The sequence below is a fragment of the Pseudomonas sp. MTM4 genome (genome assembly GCF_019355055.1).
Classification (GTDB): Bacteria; Pseudomonadota; Gammaproteobacteria; order Pseudomonadales; family Pseudomonadaceae; genus Stutzerimonas.
The window spans coordinates 2,747,295-2,762,369 of record NZ_CP048411.1 but is presented as its reverse complement, the minus strand read 5'-3'; the positions used below and the strand labels follow the sequence as shown (position 1 = coordinate 2,762,369).

Genomic DNA, 15,075 nt, shown 5'->3' with positions numbered 1-15,075 from the left:
TGCGGCTTTGGGAAAACCAGACCCATCCGGACCACCACAAAATGCTCTGTCAGACGAAGTGGGAGTTTTTTCGCTCCCGTCTGACCTGTTTCGCTGCCGCCTGCTCGGTGCTGCAGCGCGTATGGACGCTAGCCAAGAGGGAAATGCGGCTTTGGCGTCGGTGAGGTAATTCAATACATGATGGTTTCGTTCCGACGCCTCTGCCTCGTGGCAGGTATGTTCCTGTCAGCTCCGCTCCTGGCGGCCAGTCCTTCCTACCAGCCGGTTGTGGATGACTTGTCACTGATAGCGCCTACGTTAAACCTCAAAGTGCTCACGCATGCCGTAGCGGCCATGCAATGCGCTGTGAATAACGGCGCCAGCCCCGCGAAGCGGCTGGCGGTGATCGATTTTTCGCTGCCGTCGTCTGAACGCCGGCTCTGGATATTCGACCTGCAGCAGCGGCGGTTGTTGCTTGAAGATTTCGTCGCCCACGGAATGAAGTCTGGCGAAAACCTCGCCACACGCTTCTCCAACGTACTTGGCAGCCATCAGTCGAGCATCGGCCTGTTCCGCACCGCCGAGAGCTACAGCGGCAAGCATGGCTATTCACTGCGTATGGATGGGCTCGAACCCGGCGTGAATGACCTGGCCCGCGAGCGAGCGATCGTTATCCACCCGGCTGATTACGTGAACCCGGCCTGGATCGCCACTCAAGGCCGCATCGGCCGCAGCCAGGGCTGCCCGGCGGTGCGCCCGGAAGTGGCGCGCATGGTGGTCGATAGCCTCAAGGGCGGGCAGTTCATGTTTTCCTGGTATCCGGATCAGGATTGGCTGCAGACCTCGGCCTATCTCAATTGCGAGCCTTCGCGCGTTGCGGGGATATTGGCGGCGCGGCAGGGGTGACTCAGCGGCAAGGCTCGTAGGGTCGAACTTGTTCGACTTTCGCAAACTCGGCCGAATGAATTCGGCCCTACGGCGACAGCGCGACGCGAACGAAGCGTCAGCAGTTCGCCTGCGGCTCTATTTCTGCTCACTCTGCGGTGTTACCCGCAACACCTCTTCCAACGTAGTCAGCCCCGCTGCGATCTTCTGCGCGCCGGACAGGCGCAGGCTGTGCATGCCGTCCTTGAACGCCTGGCGACGCAAGGCGATGAGGTCGGTGTCGGCGGTGATCAGTGGCTTGATGCCGTCGTTGAGTAGCATGATCTCGTAGACTCCGGCGCGCCCGCGATAACCGGTGTCGCGGCATTCGATGCAACCCACCGCCTGGTGCGCGTGGGTCGGCAGCGGCGCATTCCAGGGCTTGGTCAGCGTCTGCCAGTCATCGGCATCCAGTTGAACCGGCGTCTTGCAGTGCGGGCAGAGTGTGCGCACCAAGCGCTGGGCCATCACGCCAAGCAGCGTTGCGCGCAACAGATAATGGGGTACACCCAGTTCCAGCAGGCGGGTGATGGCGCTTGGGGCGTCGTTGGTGTGCAGCGTCGAGAGCACCAAGTGGCCGGTCAGCGCCGCCTGGATCGCCATTTCTGCAGTTTCCAGATCGCGAATCTCGCCGACCATGATGATGTCAGGGTCCTGGCGCATCAGCGCGCGCACGCCGCTGGCGAAGGACAGGTCGATGTTGTGCTGCACCTGCATCTGGTTGAAGGCGCCCTCGATCATTTCGATCGGGTCCTCGATGGTGCAGACGTTCACCTCCGGCGTGGCCAGCTGCTTAAGCGTGGTGTAGAGCGTGGTGGTCTTGCCCGAGCCGGTGGGGCCGGTGACCAGGATGATGCCGTTGGGCTGGCCGGTCATGCTCTGCCAGCGACGCAGGTCCTCGGCGGAAAAGCCCAGCTGGTCGAAGCCCTTGAGCAACACTTCGGGATCGAAGATACGCATCACCATCTTCTCGCCGAAGGCGGTGGGCAGGGTCGAGAGGCGCAGTTCCACCTCACCGCCATCCGGCGTCTTGGTCTTGACCCGGCCATCCTGCGGTTTGCGCTTTTCGGCGACGTTCATCCGCCCCAGCGACTTCAAACGACTGACCACCGCCATGGTTACCTGCGGCGGGAACTGGTAGACGTTGTGCAGCACGCCGTCGATGCGAAAGCGCACCGTGCCCTGCTCGCGCCGCGGCTCGATGTGGATGTCGCTGGCGCGTTGGTCGAAGGCGTACTGGAACAGCCAGTCGACGATGTTGACGATGTGCGAATCGTTGGCGTCGGGCTCCTGATCGCTGGCGCCGAGGTTGAGCAGCTGCTCGAAGTTACCGGTGCCGCTGATCTTCTGGTCCGTAGCGGTGGCGCCGCTGACCGACTTGGCCAGTCGGTAGAACTCCACGGTGAAGCGCTGCAGCTCCACCGGATTGGCCACCACCCGCTTGATCGGCCGCTTGAGCACGTGGGTGAGGTTGGCTTCCCAGCTCTTCACGAAGGGCTGGGCGCTGGCGATGGTCACCGCCGAGCTGTCCACCGCCACGGCGAGGATCTTGTGGCGCTGGGCGAAGGCGTAGGACATCAGTGGCGTGATGGCCGCGACATTGATTTTCAGCGGGTCGATGCGCAGATAGGGCTGCCCGGCTTGTTCGGCGAGCCAGAGGGTCAGGGTTTCCAGATCGAGCTTCTTACCGGGTCGCGCCAGATCGTCGAGTTGCTGCTCGGCGAGAAACTCCAGCGGATGTTGCTGTGCTGCCGTGCTGCGCCGCAGGGTCAGGCATTGTTCGGCCGTGTCCTGCAGCAGCCGGCCCTGCGCCACCAGGTCGCGCAATAGATCGTTGAGGTCGAGCAGGCGATCGGCGGTGGAAGGGGCGAAGGCGGACATTGGGACTCCTGGATGTAAAAGCTGCTTGAAGCCTGACGATGAAAGCTTGAAGTAAAAGCCGAAGCTTGGCAGCGCTCCGGCACCGCACGCACCTTTGGATTTAGCTCCAGCTTCCAGCAGCTTACTTCGTCAGCGCCTTTCAGGCCTTGAGCGTCGGCACAGTACGCGTCTGCTCGACACGGGTATCGAACAGTCTTGTGGGTGAGTCGGCGGCGTTCCGCTTCAGCCCACCATAAATCGGCTTGACGTGTAACAGGCCAGGCGAGGCGTGATAACGGCGGTGAGTACGAATAAGCGGTGGGCTAAAGCCCACCCTACGCGTGACTTGCAGCTTGCGAAGTTTACTTCGTCAGCGCCTTCCAGGCCTTGAGCGTCCACACAGTACGCGCCTGTTCGACGCGGGCATCGAGCAGTTCGTTGCTCAGCGGCTGTTGTGCCAATTCGTAGAGCTTGGCCAGTTCGCCATAGAGACGGTCGGTTTCCGGTACTTCCAACGTCGTGCGTGCCAGGCGCAGCCAAACCAGCAGCCGCTCCATGCGCGGGCGTTGTTCGGCGAGGTCTTCAGGCTGCTGCTGATAGCGCAACAGCTGCAATGCCTCAGCTTCTTCACCCAACAGGCGTGGTAACCAATTGCCCAGCCCGGCCGCACCTTGGCGATTGCCACGGTTGTTGCGCTCAGCGGTCCAGCCACGTTGCAGCAGCCATAGCGAGGCCTTCAGCGAGAACAGGCCCCAGCGTGGCTGATCGAGTTCGGCAGCGAATTCGTCCGGCACTGCCTGGCGGATCGATTCGTCGTCCTGCCCGGCTTCGAGGCGTGGACGCCAGTCTTGGATCAGCGCATCGAGCCGTTCGCGCAGCTCGCGGCTACTGGCGCGCGGCGCGGCCTGGCCGAGGCTGCCGAGCAGGGCGCGCAAGTCGACCAGTTGCTGCAGCCACTGGCTGAGCAGTTTCCAATGACCGTTGAAGCGGTACTGCTCGGCCAGGCGCTGGCTATTGCCCAGCAGATGCCAGGCCAGCGCGGCGAAGGCATCGTCCAGCGGCATGAGTGTATCGAGTGTCGGCGCCGGCAGATTCAGCGCATAGCTGTCGGCGTCATGCAGGCGATAGCCACGCTCGGCCTTGCTGATGTCGCAGGGCATCAGCGGCAGGTCGGCCGCCAGTTCGGTGGCCAGCTCCAGCAGCGCTTCGGGCTCGCCCTGGCGCAGTTCCAGTTCCAGCTCGCAGATGTCCTCGCTCTGCTTGCCGACCACGACCTTGCCCAGGTCCAGCGCCGCTTCGATCACGACTTTGGCCTTGCCACGGCCCCAGGCAATTTCGGCCTTCTCGCGGACGAAGTCGGTGGTGAAGATCGGCTTGAGGGTTTTCTTGTCCAGCTCGGCGAGGGCCGCCGGCCAGCAGTCGTCGGTGAGTTTCTTCGGGTCCAGCTTGGCTTTGTCGAGGTACCAGTCCCACTCGTTGCGCTCGGACAGACCGGCCACGCTCTGGCCACGGCTCTTGAGCGTCTGGATGAACTGCTCGCCATCGCGCCGCAGACGTAACGCAACTTTCGCCTGAGCAAGTTCGCGCTCGGGCGTGTCGTAATACTGATTGAACAGTTCGTGGCGTTGCCAGCCGCTCTTGTTGCGCTTTTTCAGCAGCGGGTGGTCGCGTAGTGCCGCGAGGGTTTCGCGACTGGCGCGCAGTTTGATTTCGGTTTCTTTCTGCATGATGCCCAGGTGATGCCTATGTTTGAGTGTGACTGATATCACGCGGTGGCGGTGTTTCAAGCTCATCCGTATACTTGCCGCCTTCTGAAGCCGGGGTATTCCCTATGCCAATCAATCCATTCGTCAGCCTGTTCGGACGCTCGCCCATCGGCCCGATGCAGCAGCACATGGCCAAGTCCCACGAATGTGCCGCCAACCTGGTACCCCTTTTTCAGGCGATCACGGCAGAAGACTGGGAGCGGGTCGAGCAGATCCAGCAAGAGATGGCGCGCCTGGAAAACGAGGCCGATAAGCTCAAGAAAAGCGTTCGCCAGCATCTGCCCAAGAGCCTGTTTCTGCCGGTACCGCGCTCCGATCTGCTGGAGCTGCTGAGTGTACAGGACAAGATCGCCAACCGCGCCAAGGACATCGCCGGCCTGATGCTGGGCCGCTGCATGACCGTCCCCGTGGCGCTGCAGCCGCTGATGCTGGCCTTCGTCCAGCGCAGCGTCGATGCCAGCTGCCAGGCGCTGAAGGCGCTCAAAGAACTGGATTCGCTGCTCGAGACCGGCTTCAGCGGCCGTGAGGCCACGCTGGTCGAGAAGATGGTCGAGGAAGTTGAGGAAATCGAGCGTGAAACCGACCGTATGCAGATCACGGTTCGCCGTGAGCTGTTCAAGCTGGAAAAGGAATTGCCACCAGTAGACGTCATGTTCCTCTACAAAATCATCGAATGGATCGGTGACGTGGCCGACCGTGCCGAGCGCGTCGGTAACCGTCTGGAACAATTGCTGGCGCGTTGAGCGCCAGTTTCCTTTCTGGGTTCAACAGGTAACTTTCTATGTCTCTTATCTCGGATTACGGCTTCGTACTCCTGGTGCTCGCCTGCGCGTTCGGTTTTTTCATGGCCTGGGGCGTTGGCGCCAATGACGTGGCCAACGCCATGGGTACCTCGGTGGGCTCGCGCGCACTGACCATCAAGCAGGCGATTTTGATCGCCATGGTCTTCGAGTTCTGCGGGGCCTACCTGGCCGGTGGCGAGGTGACCGAAACCATCAAGAACGGCATTGTCGACGCCGAGATGATCCCGCCGGAACTGATGGTCTTGGGAATGATGTCGGCACTGCTTGCCGCCGGCACCTGGCTGTTGGTGGCGTCGATGAAGGGCTGGCCGGTTTCCACTACCCACTCGATCGTCGGTGCGGTGATCGGTTTCGCGGCGGTGGGTGTCTCGATGGATGCGGTGCACTGGGAGGGCGTCGGTCCGATCGTTGCCAGCTGGGTCGTCTCGCCTGTGCTGTCCGGCACCATCGCCTTCGGTGTGTTCATGAGTGTGCAGCGCCTGATCATCGACACCGAGAATCCCTTCCAGAACGCCAAGCGTTTCGTGCCGATGTACATGTTCCTCACCGGTTTCATGGTGGCGCTGATGACCCTGTCCAAGGGGCTCAAACACATCGGTCTGGACCTCAGCAGCGGCCAGAGTTTTCTTCTCGCGGTTGGCGTCGGCGTGCTGGTGATGCTGATCGGTATCGCGCTGCTGACACGCATCAAGGTCGACGTCGAAGCGGACAAAACCTTCCACTTTTCCAGCGTGGAAAAGGTCTTCGCCGTTCTGATGATCTTCACCGCCTGCTCCATGGCGTTCGCCCATGGCTCCAACGATGTGGCCAACGCAGTCGGCCCGCTGGCTGCGGTGGTCGGTGTGCTGCAGTCCGATGGCGCGGCTGCGGTCGCTGCCAAGTCGGCCGTGCCGGGCTGGGTGCTGCTGCTGGGCGCGGTAGGTATCGTTATCGGTCTCGCCACCTACGGTTACAAGGTGATCGCCACCATTGGCAAGCAGATCACCGAGCTCACTCCAAGCCGCGGTTTCGCTGCGGAACTGGCGACTGCCACCACAGTGGTTGGCGCGTCGGCGATTGGCTTGCCGGTTTCCACTACGCATACGCTGGTTGGGGCGGTGCTCGGCGTGGGCATCGCGCGCGGTATCGGCGCGCTGAACCTGGGCGTGGTCGGCAAGATATTTATGTCCTGGCTGGTTACCCTGCCGGTCGGTGCTGGCCTGGCGATCGTGTTCTTCCTGATTCTTCGCGCCATTTTCACCTGATCTACCGCGCGACAGGCTGCGACACCTCTTACGCCCCGTCGATCAGACGGGGCGTATTCGTTCATGGGTCCCGTCTTGATGCGTTTCATGTTTCACTGGCTGCTCTGTTCCGATCTCGATACGGAGGTAGCCGGTGCCCGTTCCCTCACTCAAGGATCAATTTGCCGCGCTGGTCGCCGCGCCTTCGGTGAGCTGCACACAGGCGCATTGGGACCAGACCAACCGGCCGGTGATCGACCTGCTCGCCGGCTGGCTGTGTGATCTTGGTTTCTCCTGTGAAACGCAGGAAATAGCCCCCGGCAAGTTCAATCTGCTGGCCAGTCATGGCAGCGGTCCCGGCGGACTGGTGCTGGCCGGACACAGCGACACCGTGCCTTTCGATGCCGAGCTGTGGACGTCCGATCCGCTGCGCCTGCGCGAAGCCGACAGCCGTTGGTACGGCCTGGGCAGCTGCGATATGAAAGGCTTCTTCGCGCTGATCATCGAAGCGGTGCTGCCGCTGTTGGACCAGCCGTTCAGGCAGCCGCTGCTGATCCTCGCCACTTGCGACGAGGAAAGCTCCATGTCCGGCGCCCGGGCGTTGGTCGATGCCGGCCGGCCGCTGGGGCGTGCCGCGGTGATCGGCGAGCCCACCGGGTTGCGGCCCGTGCGCCTGCACAAGGGCATCATGATGGAAGGCATCGAAATTCACGGGCAGAGCGGGCATTCCTCCAACCCCGCCTACGGCCATAGCGCGCTGGATGCCATGCACGGCGTGATGGGCGAGCTGATGACGCTGCGCCGTGAGTGGCAGGGCGAATACGACAATCCGCTGTTCGACGTGCCGCAGCCGACGCTCAACCTCGGCTGCATCCACGGCGGCGACAATCCCAACCGCATCTGTGGCCATTGCGCACTGGAGTTCGATCTGCGGCCGTTGCCCGGTATGGACCCCGAGCAGCTGCGCGCAGCCATTCGCCAGCGTTTACAGCCGCTGGCCGACCAGCACCAGGTGACGATCGAGCTGGCGCCGCTGTTTCCCAGCGTGCCGCCCTTCGAGCAGCCGGCGGGCGGCGAGCTGGTCAAGCTTGCCGAACGGCTGACCGGCCATGCCGCCGAGGCGGTGGCGTTCGCTACCGAAGCGCCTTATCTTCAGCAGCTTGGCTGCGAGACACTGGTACTAGGCCCCGGCGACATCGCCTGCGCCCACCAGCCGAACGAATACCTGGATCTCGACAGAATCGAACCCACCGTGAGGCTGCTGCGCGCCATGATCGATCACTATTGCCTGCAGCCGGCCAGCCGAGGTTAGGAGCAGATTTCGGATCGAATCTGCTCCCGCGCCCGCTCTCCCGACCCGGCTACCGGACTTTTAAGCTGTCACCTGAAGGCTTCTGCAACATGCACGACTACGTCACCTGGCTTCGCGACTCCTCGCCCTACATCAACTCGCACCGTGAGCGCACCTTCGTGGTCATGCTGCCGGGCGATGGCCTGGAGCACACCAATTTCGGCAACATCGTCCACGACCTGGTGCTGCTGCACAGCCTCGGCGTGCGCCTGGTGCTGACGTTCGGCTCACGCCCGCAGATCGAGGCGCGGCTAGCCGCACGCGGCATCGAACCGCGTGTGCACCGCGGCTTGCGCGTCACCGATTCCGCCGCGCTGGAGTGCGCGATCGATGCTGTCGGGCACATGCGCATCGCCCTCGAAGCGCGGCTGTCGATGGACATGGCTGCCTCGCCGATGCAGGGCGCGCGGCTGCGCGTGGCCAGTGGCAATTTCGTCACCGCGCGGCCCATCGGCGTGGTCGAGGGGGTCGATTATCAGCACACCGGCGAAGTGCGGCGCATCGACCGCAAAGGCATCGGCCGCCTGCTGGACGAGCGCACCATCGTGCTGCTCTCGCCGCTGGGCTATTCACCCACCGGGGAAATCTTCAACCTCGCTTGCGAAGATGTCGCTACCCGCGCGGCCATCGATCTGCAGGCCGACAAGCTGGTGCTCTACGGCGCCGAACGCGGTCTGCTGGACGAAGCCGGCAATCTGGTGCGCGAGCTGCGCCCGCCGCAAATTCCGTCTCATGTCGAGCGGCTGGGCAGCGATTACCAGGCCGAGCTGCTGGACGCCGCCGCCCAGGCCTGCCGTGGCGGCGTGCGGCGCAGCCACCTGGTCAGCTATGCCGATGACGGCGCGCTGCTCAACGAGCTGTTCACCCGCGACGGCGCCGGCACCCTGGTGGCGCAGGAGCAGTTCGAGCAATTGCGCGAGGCGACCATCGAGGACGTGGGAGGGCTGATCGATTTGATCACGCCGCTGGAGGAGCAGGGCATTCTGGTACGCCGTTCACGCGAGGTGCTGGAGCGCGAAGTAGAGCAGTTCAGCATCGTCGAGCGCGACGGCCTGATCATCGCCTGTGCCGCGCTCTATCCCATCCCCGATTCGGACTGGGGCGAGCTGGCCTGCCTGGCGGTCAACCCCGAATATCGCCACGGCGGCCGTGGCGACGAGCTGCTCGAACGCATCGAAGCGCGGGCGCGCAAGCTGGGTCTGAAAACTCTGTTCGTGCTCACTACTCGCACCGCCCACTGGTTCCGCGAACGCGGCTTCGAACCCAGCGGCGTCGAACGCCTGCCGGCGGCGCGGGCCTCGCTGTACAACTTCCAGCGCCAGTCGAAGGTGTTCGAGAAGAAGCTGTAAAAAACGATAAAGGCGTTTGAGTCTGGAAGACTGGACGAAAAGGCAGGCCGTGGTTGTTTGTGGGTTTGTCGTCGGATTACGCCTTCGGCTAATCCGACCTACAACTGTAGGGTGGGCGGGCGGCGCTCCGCTTTAGCTCGCGCGGGACTGGCGGCAACGCGCCAGGCGGAGATTGATGCGGGGGCGTAAGTTTGTAGGGTGGGCTTCAGCCCACCAGAACGGGACCGGCGGCGATACGTCAGGCGAGGCGTAGATGCGGGGCGTAAGCAAGCGGTGGGCTGAAGCCCACCCTACGTATCTGCCGCGCTCAAATGGACAACAGGCTTGCCTGATAGGCCGCCACGAACTGGTCGAAATCCAACTCCTGTTGGGCTTCTAGCTCGGCCTGTTCAATGTGCGATTGCTGCGCGGCGGTTTCGAATCCGGCCTGCTCGGCAGCGCTCAGGGGGTGACCGCGGAAATGCTCGGCATGGGCCAGGCTCTGGCTCAGGGCGAACTGGCTAAAGCTCTCGCCGCTGCGTTTCAGCTCGTCGAGTACCCGCGCCGATGGCGTGAGATTGCTGTCGGCGACCTTCGCCTGTTGCGCGGCAAGCGCCCTCGCATGTTGCTCGCCGCCCTGGGCCTGGTCCAGCAGCGCGGCGACCTGACCGATTTCGCCCAGCAGTTCCTGCGCCCAGGCTTGCAGGCTGACCTGCTCGCCGCCGCGACGCAGTTCGAGGCCCGGCTTGCGTCCTTCGGTGACTACCTTGAGGAAGTTGTCGCTGCTGGCTCCACACTCGCCCGCGACCAAGCAGGGGCTGTCTTCCAGCGTGCAGAACAGCAGGAAGGCATCGAGGAAACGCGCTTCGTCAAGATCGATGCCCAGCGGTAGGAAGGGGTTGATGTCCAGGCAGCGCACTTCGATGTACTGGATGCCGCGGGCGCGCAGCGCCTGCAGCGGGCGCTCGCCGCTCTCGGTGACGCGTTTGGGACGAATGTTCGAGTAGTACTCGTTTTCGATCTGCAGCACGTTGGTGTTGAGCTGTAGCCAGTTGCCCTGGGCGTCCTTGGTGCCCATCGCGGCATAGGCCGGGTAGGGCGTCGAAACGGCTTTGTGCAGGCTATCGGTGTAGCTGGACAGGTTGTCGTAGCAGGGTGTCAGGCCGGCCTGGGCGTTGCTCTGGTAACCCAGGTCGCTCATTCGCAGGCTGGTGGCCCACGGCAAATAAAGGGTGTCTTCGTCCAGCTGTTCGAGCTGGTGCGGGCGACCGCGCATGAAGCTCGCATCCAGCGCCGGGGAGGCGCCGAACAGATACATCAGTAGCCAGCTGTAGCGACGGAAATTACGGATCAGCGCGATATAGCGCGAGGACTGATAGTCCTGGCGACTGCGCTCGTCGCCTTCATCGGCTTGCAGCAGCGACCACAGTGCCTCGGGTAGCGAGAAGTTGTAGTGAATGCCGGCGATGCACTGCATGGTCTTACCGTAGCGCAGTGCCAAGCCCTGGCGGTAGACGTGCTTGAGCCGGCCGATGTTGGAGCGGCCGTACTCGGCGATGGGAATCTGCGCTTCTTCCGGCAGGCGCCCCGGCATCGAAGGGCTCCAGAGCCATTCGTCGGCGAGCTTGCCGTAGGTGTAGCGATGGATGGCGTCCAGCTCGGCCAGGGTCTGTTGCGGATCGGTTGCGGTGCCGGTGATGAACTCCAGCAGCGCCTCGGAATAATCGGTGGTGATCTTCGGATGCGTCAGCGCCGAACCCAGCGCGTGCGGGTGTGGCGTCAGGGCCAGCTCGCCGTGGTTGTCGATGCGCAGGCATTCGCGCTCGATCCCATGCAGGCATTGCGAGAGCAGCGGAAGGTGGGAGGGCTCGGCCAGCAATGCCAGGCGGTGGGAGAGGAGGTCGCTCAAGTTCTGGTTCCTTCACGCATCAGTCGGCCCAATATGGGGCTGCGAGGGGCAAGCTTCAAGCCACAAGCTGCAAGAGAAAGCAGGCGCGCCCTTGCAGCCTGAAGCTTGCCGCTTCTTACAAACAGGCGAAGGTCGATTGTGCCTTGGCGATCAGTTTGCCGCCTTGATGAACCTCGGCTTCGAGCACCTGGGTACGACGCCCGGCATGTACCACCCAGGCGCGGCAGGTCAGTTCGCCTTCGGTCACCGGGCGGATGTAGTTGAGCTTGCATTCCAGCGTCACACTGTTCGGCACCCCGTCGTTGAGACTGTGGCTGGCCTGACCCATGGCGGTGTCGATCAGCGAGAACAGCGCACCGCCATGCAGCTTGCCATGCAGGTTGCGCAAGCCGTCGTGCATGCTCAGCCCGAGTACGGCCTCGCCGTTTTCGGCCTTGTGAATCTCCAGGCCGAGCAGGCGGCCGAAGGCGCTGGAACTGCCCACCGCCTCGACTTGAATGCTCATCTTATTTCCTCAGCTGCTTGGCATTGGCGAACAGCGACGCCATGGCCGCGTTAGTCGGCGCGGGCTTGTCCTGCTTGGTGTGGCGCTCGGTGCGCGGCGCGTTGCCGCGAGGCTTGCCACCTCCACGTGGCCCCTCGGTTTTCTCGCCGGGGGTGTCGCTCATGCGCATGGACAGGCCGACGCGGTTGCGCGGAATATCCACCTCCATGACCTTGACCTTGACGATGTCACCGGCTTTGACCACTTCGTAGGGGTCTTTGACGAATTTCTCCGACAGCGCGCTGATGTGCACCAAGCCATCCTGATGCACGCCGATGTCGACGAAGGCACCGAAGTTGGTCACGTTGGTCACCACGCCTTCGAGCACCATGCCGGGCGTCAGGTCGCTGAGCTTCTCGACGCCTTCCTGGAATTCGGCGGTCTTGAACTCGGGACGCGGGTCGCGGCCAGGCTTTTCGAGTTCCTGGAGGATGTCGCCGATGGTCACCAGGCCGAAGGTCTCATCGGTGAATTTCGCCGGGTCGAGCTTCTTGAGGAAGGTCGAGTCGCCGACGAGCGAGCGGATATCGCGGCCGGTATCGGCGGCGATGCGTTTGACCAGCGGATAGGTCTCCGGGTGAACCGCGGAGGCATCCAGCGGATTATCGCCATTCATTACGCGGAGGAAGCCGGCGGCCTGTTCGAAGGTTTTGTCGCCCAGGCGCGGCACCTTCTTCAGTTCGCTGCGGGATTTGAACGCGCCGTTGGCATCGCGGTAGGCGACGATGTTCTGCGCCAGGGTGCCGTTGAGCCCAGAAATGCGTGCCAGCAGGGCGGCGGAGGCGGTGTTCACATCCACGCCGACAGCGTTCACGCAGTCCTCGACCACCGCATCCAGCGAGCGCGCCAGTTTCAGCTGTGAAACGTCGTGCTGGTACTGGCCAACGCCGATGGCCTTGGGCTCGATCTTCACCAGTTCGGCCAGCGGGTCCTGCAGACGACGGGCGATGGACACCGCCCCACGGATCGAAACGTCCAGATCGGGAAATTCCTTCGCTGCCAGCTCCGAGGCCGAATACACCGAGGCACCGGCTTCGCTGACCATGATCTTGGTGAGCTTCAGGCCCGGCACCTGCTTGATCAGGTCTGCCGCCAGCTTGTCGGTCTCGCGGCTGGCGGTGCCGTTGCCGATGGCGATCAGATCGACGCCGTGCTTGGCGCACAGCTTGGCGAGAACGGCGAGGGTGCCGTCCCAATCGTTGCGCGGTGCGTGCGGGTAGACGGTGGCGGTATCCAGCAGCTTGCCGGTGGCATCCACCACCGCGACCTTGCAGCCGGTGCGCAGGCCAGGGTCCAGGCCCAATGTGGCGCGTGGCCCGGCCGGGGCAGCGAGCAGCAGGTCGTGCATGTTGCGCGCAAAGACGCCAATGGCATCGTCCTCGGCCTTGTCGCGTAGCTCGCCGAGCAGATCGGTTTCCAGATGGGTGTAGAGCTTGACCTTCCAGGTCCAGCGCACCACCTCGGCCAGCCACTTGTCGGCGGCGCGGCCTTGGTTGGTGATACCGAAGCGCTCACCGATCATGCCTTCGCCCGGATGCATGGAGCCGGGGGCTTCGTCGTCGCCCTTGAGCGTAATACTGAGGATGCCTTCGTTGCGGCCGCGGAAGATCGCCAAGGCACGGTGCGACGGGGTGTTCTTCAGCACTTCGTCATGCTCGAAGTAGTCGCTGAACTTGGCGCCTTCCTGCTCCTTGCCCGGCACCAGGCGGGCGCTGAGGGTGGCGTTGTGCTTGAGAAAATCGCGCAGCTTGGCCAGCAGGTCGGCATCCTCGGCGAAGCGTTCCATGAGGATGTACTTGGCGCCTTCGAGCACGGCCTTGGTGTCGGCGAAGCCTTTTTCGGCATCGATGAAACGCTCGGCTTCGCTCTCCGGGGACAGGCTCGGGTCGGCGAACAGCGCGTCGGCCAGCTCGCTGAGGCCGGCTTCCAGGGCGATCTGGCCCTTGGTGCGGCGCTTCTGCTTATAGGGCAGGTAGAGGTCTTCGAGGCGGGTCTTGGTGTCGGCTAGATTGATCTCGCGGGCCAGTTCGGGCGTCAGCTTGCCCTGTTCCTCGATGCTGGCGAGGATCGAGGTGCGTCGCTCGTCCAGCTCACGCATGTAGCGCAGGCGCTCTTCCAGATTGCGCAGCTGGGTGTCGTCGAGGCTGCCGGTGACTTCCTTGCGGTAACGGGCGATGAAGGGCACGGTGGAACCTTCGTCGAGCAGCGCCACGGCGGCGGCTACCTGTTGCGGGCGCACGCCCAGCTCGTTGGCGATGCGGGAATTGATGCTGTCCATGAACCTACCTGGGTCAGTCAAACCATGCAGGCCGTGCCTGCGCGAAAGCGCGGGATTATAAAGGCAGCGGGGAGCTTGAGGCTGGAAGCTGGAAGAAAAAGCATCGGGCGTTGTCCCTGGTAGTGGCGCATGGAGCGGGTTGCACCGCCCTGCGATTTTGGCCACTTCCAACTGCTTCTCTCGCAAAATCTGCTAACAATGGCTGTCAATTGCCTTGTCATCCGTAGGCGCATAATGCGCCGTCGATAAATTCAGGAGTTTCCATGAGCAGCACTGCGTCAGCCAGCGAAGGTGAAAAAATCCTGATCGTCGATGACGATGCCCGTCTGCGGCGTCTGCTCGAGCGGTTTCTCGACGAGCAGGGCTATCGCGTCCGTACCGTTGAAAGCGCCGAGCAGATGGACCGTCTGCTCAGCCGCGAACTGTTCCATCTGGTGGTTCTGGACCTGATGATGCCCGGCGAGGATGGCCTGTCGGCGTGCCATCGCCTGCGTGAAAGCGGCAATGGAATTCCGATCATCATGCTCACGGCCAAGGGTGACGAAGCCAGTCGCATCCAGGGTCTGGAGCAGGGTGCCGACGATTATCTGGCCAAACCCTTCAACCCGCGCGAACTGCTGGCACGGATTCGCGCCGTGCTGCGGCGCCAAGCACCCCAGGTGCCGGGTGCGCCGGGCAGCGAAGACGAGACGGTGACCTTCGGCGACTACGAGCTGTTTCTCGGCACACGCGAGCTGAAGAAGGGCGACCAGGTCCACATGCTTACCACCGGCGAGTTCGCCGTGCTCAAGGCGTTGGTCCAGCACGCCCGCGAGCCGTTGACCCGCGACAAGTTGATGAACCTCGCCCGTGGCCGCGAATGGGACGCCCTGGAGCGCTCCATCGATGTGCAGATTTCGCGCCTGCGTCGCCTGATCGAGCCCGACCCGTCCAAGCCGCGCTATATCCAGACGGTCTGGGGCGTGGGTTACGTGTTCGTACCTGATGGCAACAAGGGCTGAAAAGCCGCTAGAAGTGCCTAGCGCTGGAGGCTGGAGAAGGGTCGCTTTATTCGTCCGGCCTACAGTGTCGTAGGGTGGGCTTCAGCCCACCACGCCCGGTCGATTTGGT

At 63.2% G+C, this 15,075-nt stretch carries 11 protein-coding genes; 6 read left to right on the top strand and 5 right to left on the bottom strand.

Annotated features, from left to right (window positions below; translation table 11 throughout):
- Nucleotides 1–177: 177 nt before the first annotated feature.
- The gene (locus GYM54_RS12765) at nt 178–885 is read left to right on the top strand and encodes a murein L,D-transpeptidase catalytic domain family protein (protein WP_197445333.1); all 708 of its coding nucleotides are present in this window, start codon (nt 178–180) and stop codon (nt 883–885) included.
- Nucleotides 886–1,002: 117 nt separating this feature from the next.
- Here GYM54_RS12765 and GYM54_RS12760 read toward each other — a convergent pair whose 3' ends face one another.
- Both GYM54_RS12760 and GYM54_RS12755 read right to left on the bottom strand, forming a co-directional pair.
- Entirely contained in the window at nt 1,003–2,784 is a 1,782-nt protein-coding gene (locus tag GYM54_RS12760) for a GspE/PulE family protein (protein WP_197445332.1), read from the bottom strand.
- A 341-nt stretch (nt 2,785–3,125) separates the two neighbouring features.
- Complete coding sequence (locus tag GYM54_RS12755; RefSeq protein WP_181103208.1) at nt 3,126–4,490, bottom strand: inorganic triphosphatase; 1,365 nt, start codon at nt 4,488–4,490, stop codon at nt 3,126–3,128.
- A gap of 104 nt (nt 4,491–4,594) precedes the next feature.
- Between GYM54_RS12755 and GYM54_RS12750 the strand changes: the two genes are divergently transcribed.
- The 4 genes from GYM54_RS12750 (at nt 4,595) to argA (ending at nt 9,255) form a co-directional block, all read left to right on the top strand.
- Nucleotides 4,595–5,272, top strand: a complete 678-nt coding sequence (locus GYM54_RS12750; RefSeq protein WP_131649023.1) for a TIGR00153 family protein — start codon at nt 4,595–4,597, stop codon at nt 5,270–5,272.
- A gap of 38 nt (nt 5,273–5,310) precedes the next feature.
- On the top strand, nt 5,311–6,576 hold the full coding sequence (locus GYM54_RS12745; RefSeq protein WP_131649022.1) for an inorganic phosphate transporter: 1,266 nt from the start codon (nt 5,311–5,313) through the stop codon (nt 6,574–6,576).
- A 133-nt stretch (nt 6,577–6,709) separates the two neighbouring features.
- Nucleotides 6,710–7,867 (top strand): acetylornithine deacetylase, encoded by a 1,158-nt coding sequence (argE, locus tag GYM54_RS12740; RefSeq protein WP_181103206.1) that lies wholly within the window; start codon nt 6,710–6,712, stop codon nt 7,865–7,867.
- Nucleotides 7,868–7,956: 89 nt separating this feature from the next.
- Nucleotides 7,957–9,255, top strand: a complete 1,299-nt coding sequence (gene argA, locus GYM54_RS12735) for an amino-acid N-acetyltransferase (protein ID WP_181103204.1) — start codon at nt 7,957–7,959, stop codon at nt 9,253–9,255.
- A gap of 307 nt (nt 9,256–9,562) precedes the next feature.
- Here argA and gshA read toward each other — a convergent pair whose 3' ends face one another.
- The 3 genes from gshA to GYM54_RS12720 form a co-directional block, all read right to left on the bottom strand.
- Entirely contained in the window at nt 9,563–11,143 is a 1,581-nt protein-coding gene (gene gshA, locus GYM54_RS12730; protein ID WP_181103202.1) for a glutamate--cysteine ligase, read from the bottom strand.
- A gap of 115 nt (nt 11,144–11,258) precedes the next feature.
- A complete protein-coding gene (locus GYM54_RS12725) occupies nt 11,259–11,648 on the bottom strand; it encodes a PaaI family thioesterase (RefSeq protein ID WP_197445331.1) in 390 nt (129 codons plus the stop codon).
- Nucleotide 11,649: 1 nt separating this feature from the next.
- Entirely contained in the window at nt 11,650–13,965 is a 2,316-nt protein-coding gene (locus tag GYM54_RS12720) for a Tex family protein (RefSeq protein WP_181103198.1), read from the bottom strand.
- A gap of 263 nt (nt 13,966–14,228) precedes the next feature.
- Between GYM54_RS12720 and ompR the strand changes: the two genes are divergently transcribed.
- Entirely contained in the window at nt 14,229–14,966 is a 738-nt protein-coding gene (gene ompR, locus GYM54_RS12715) for a two-component system response regulator OmpR (protein WP_181103196.1), read from the top strand.
- Nucleotides 14,967–15,075: the final 109 nt, after the last annotated feature.

What these genes read in the sequence shown, in the direction of transcription:
- GYM54_RS12765 (WP_197445333.1), top strand. Translation starts at nt 178, where the DNA reads ATGATGGTTTCGTTCCGACGCCTCTGCCTCGTGGCAGGTATGTTCCTG.
- GYM54_RS12760 (WP_197445332.1), bottom strand. Translation starts at nt 2,784, where the DNA reads ATGTCCGCCTTCGCCCCTTCCACCGCCGATCGCCTGCTCGACCTCAAC.
- GYM54_RS12755 (WP_181103208.1), bottom strand. Translation starts at nt 4,490, where the DNA reads ATGCAGAAAGAAACCGAAATCAAACTGCGCGCCAGTCGCGAAACCCTC.
- GYM54_RS12750 (WP_131649023.1), top strand. Translation starts at nt 4,595, where the DNA reads ATGCCAATCAATCCATTCGTCAGCCTGTTCGGACGCTCGCCCATCGGC.
- GYM54_RS12745 (WP_131649022.1), top strand. Translation starts at nt 5,311, where the DNA reads ATGTCTCTTATCTCGGATTACGGCTTCGTACTCCTGGTGCTCGCCTGC.
- argA (WP_181103204.1), top strand. Translation starts at nt 7,957, where the DNA reads ATGCACGACTACGTCACCTGGCTTCGCGACTCCTCGCCCTACATCAAC.
- GYM54_RS12725 (WP_197445331.1), bottom strand. Translation starts at nt 11,648, where the DNA reads ATGAGCATTCAAGTCGAGGCGGTGGGCAGTTCCAGCGCCTTCGGCCGC.
- GYM54_RS12720 (WP_181103198.1), bottom strand. Translation starts at nt 13,965, where the DNA reads ATGGACAGCATCAATTCCCGCATCGCCAACGAGCTGGGCGTGCGCCCG.
- ompR (WP_181103196.1), top strand. Translation starts at nt 14,229, where the DNA reads ATGAGCAGCACTGCGTCAGCCAGCGAAGGTGAAAAAATCCTGATCGTC.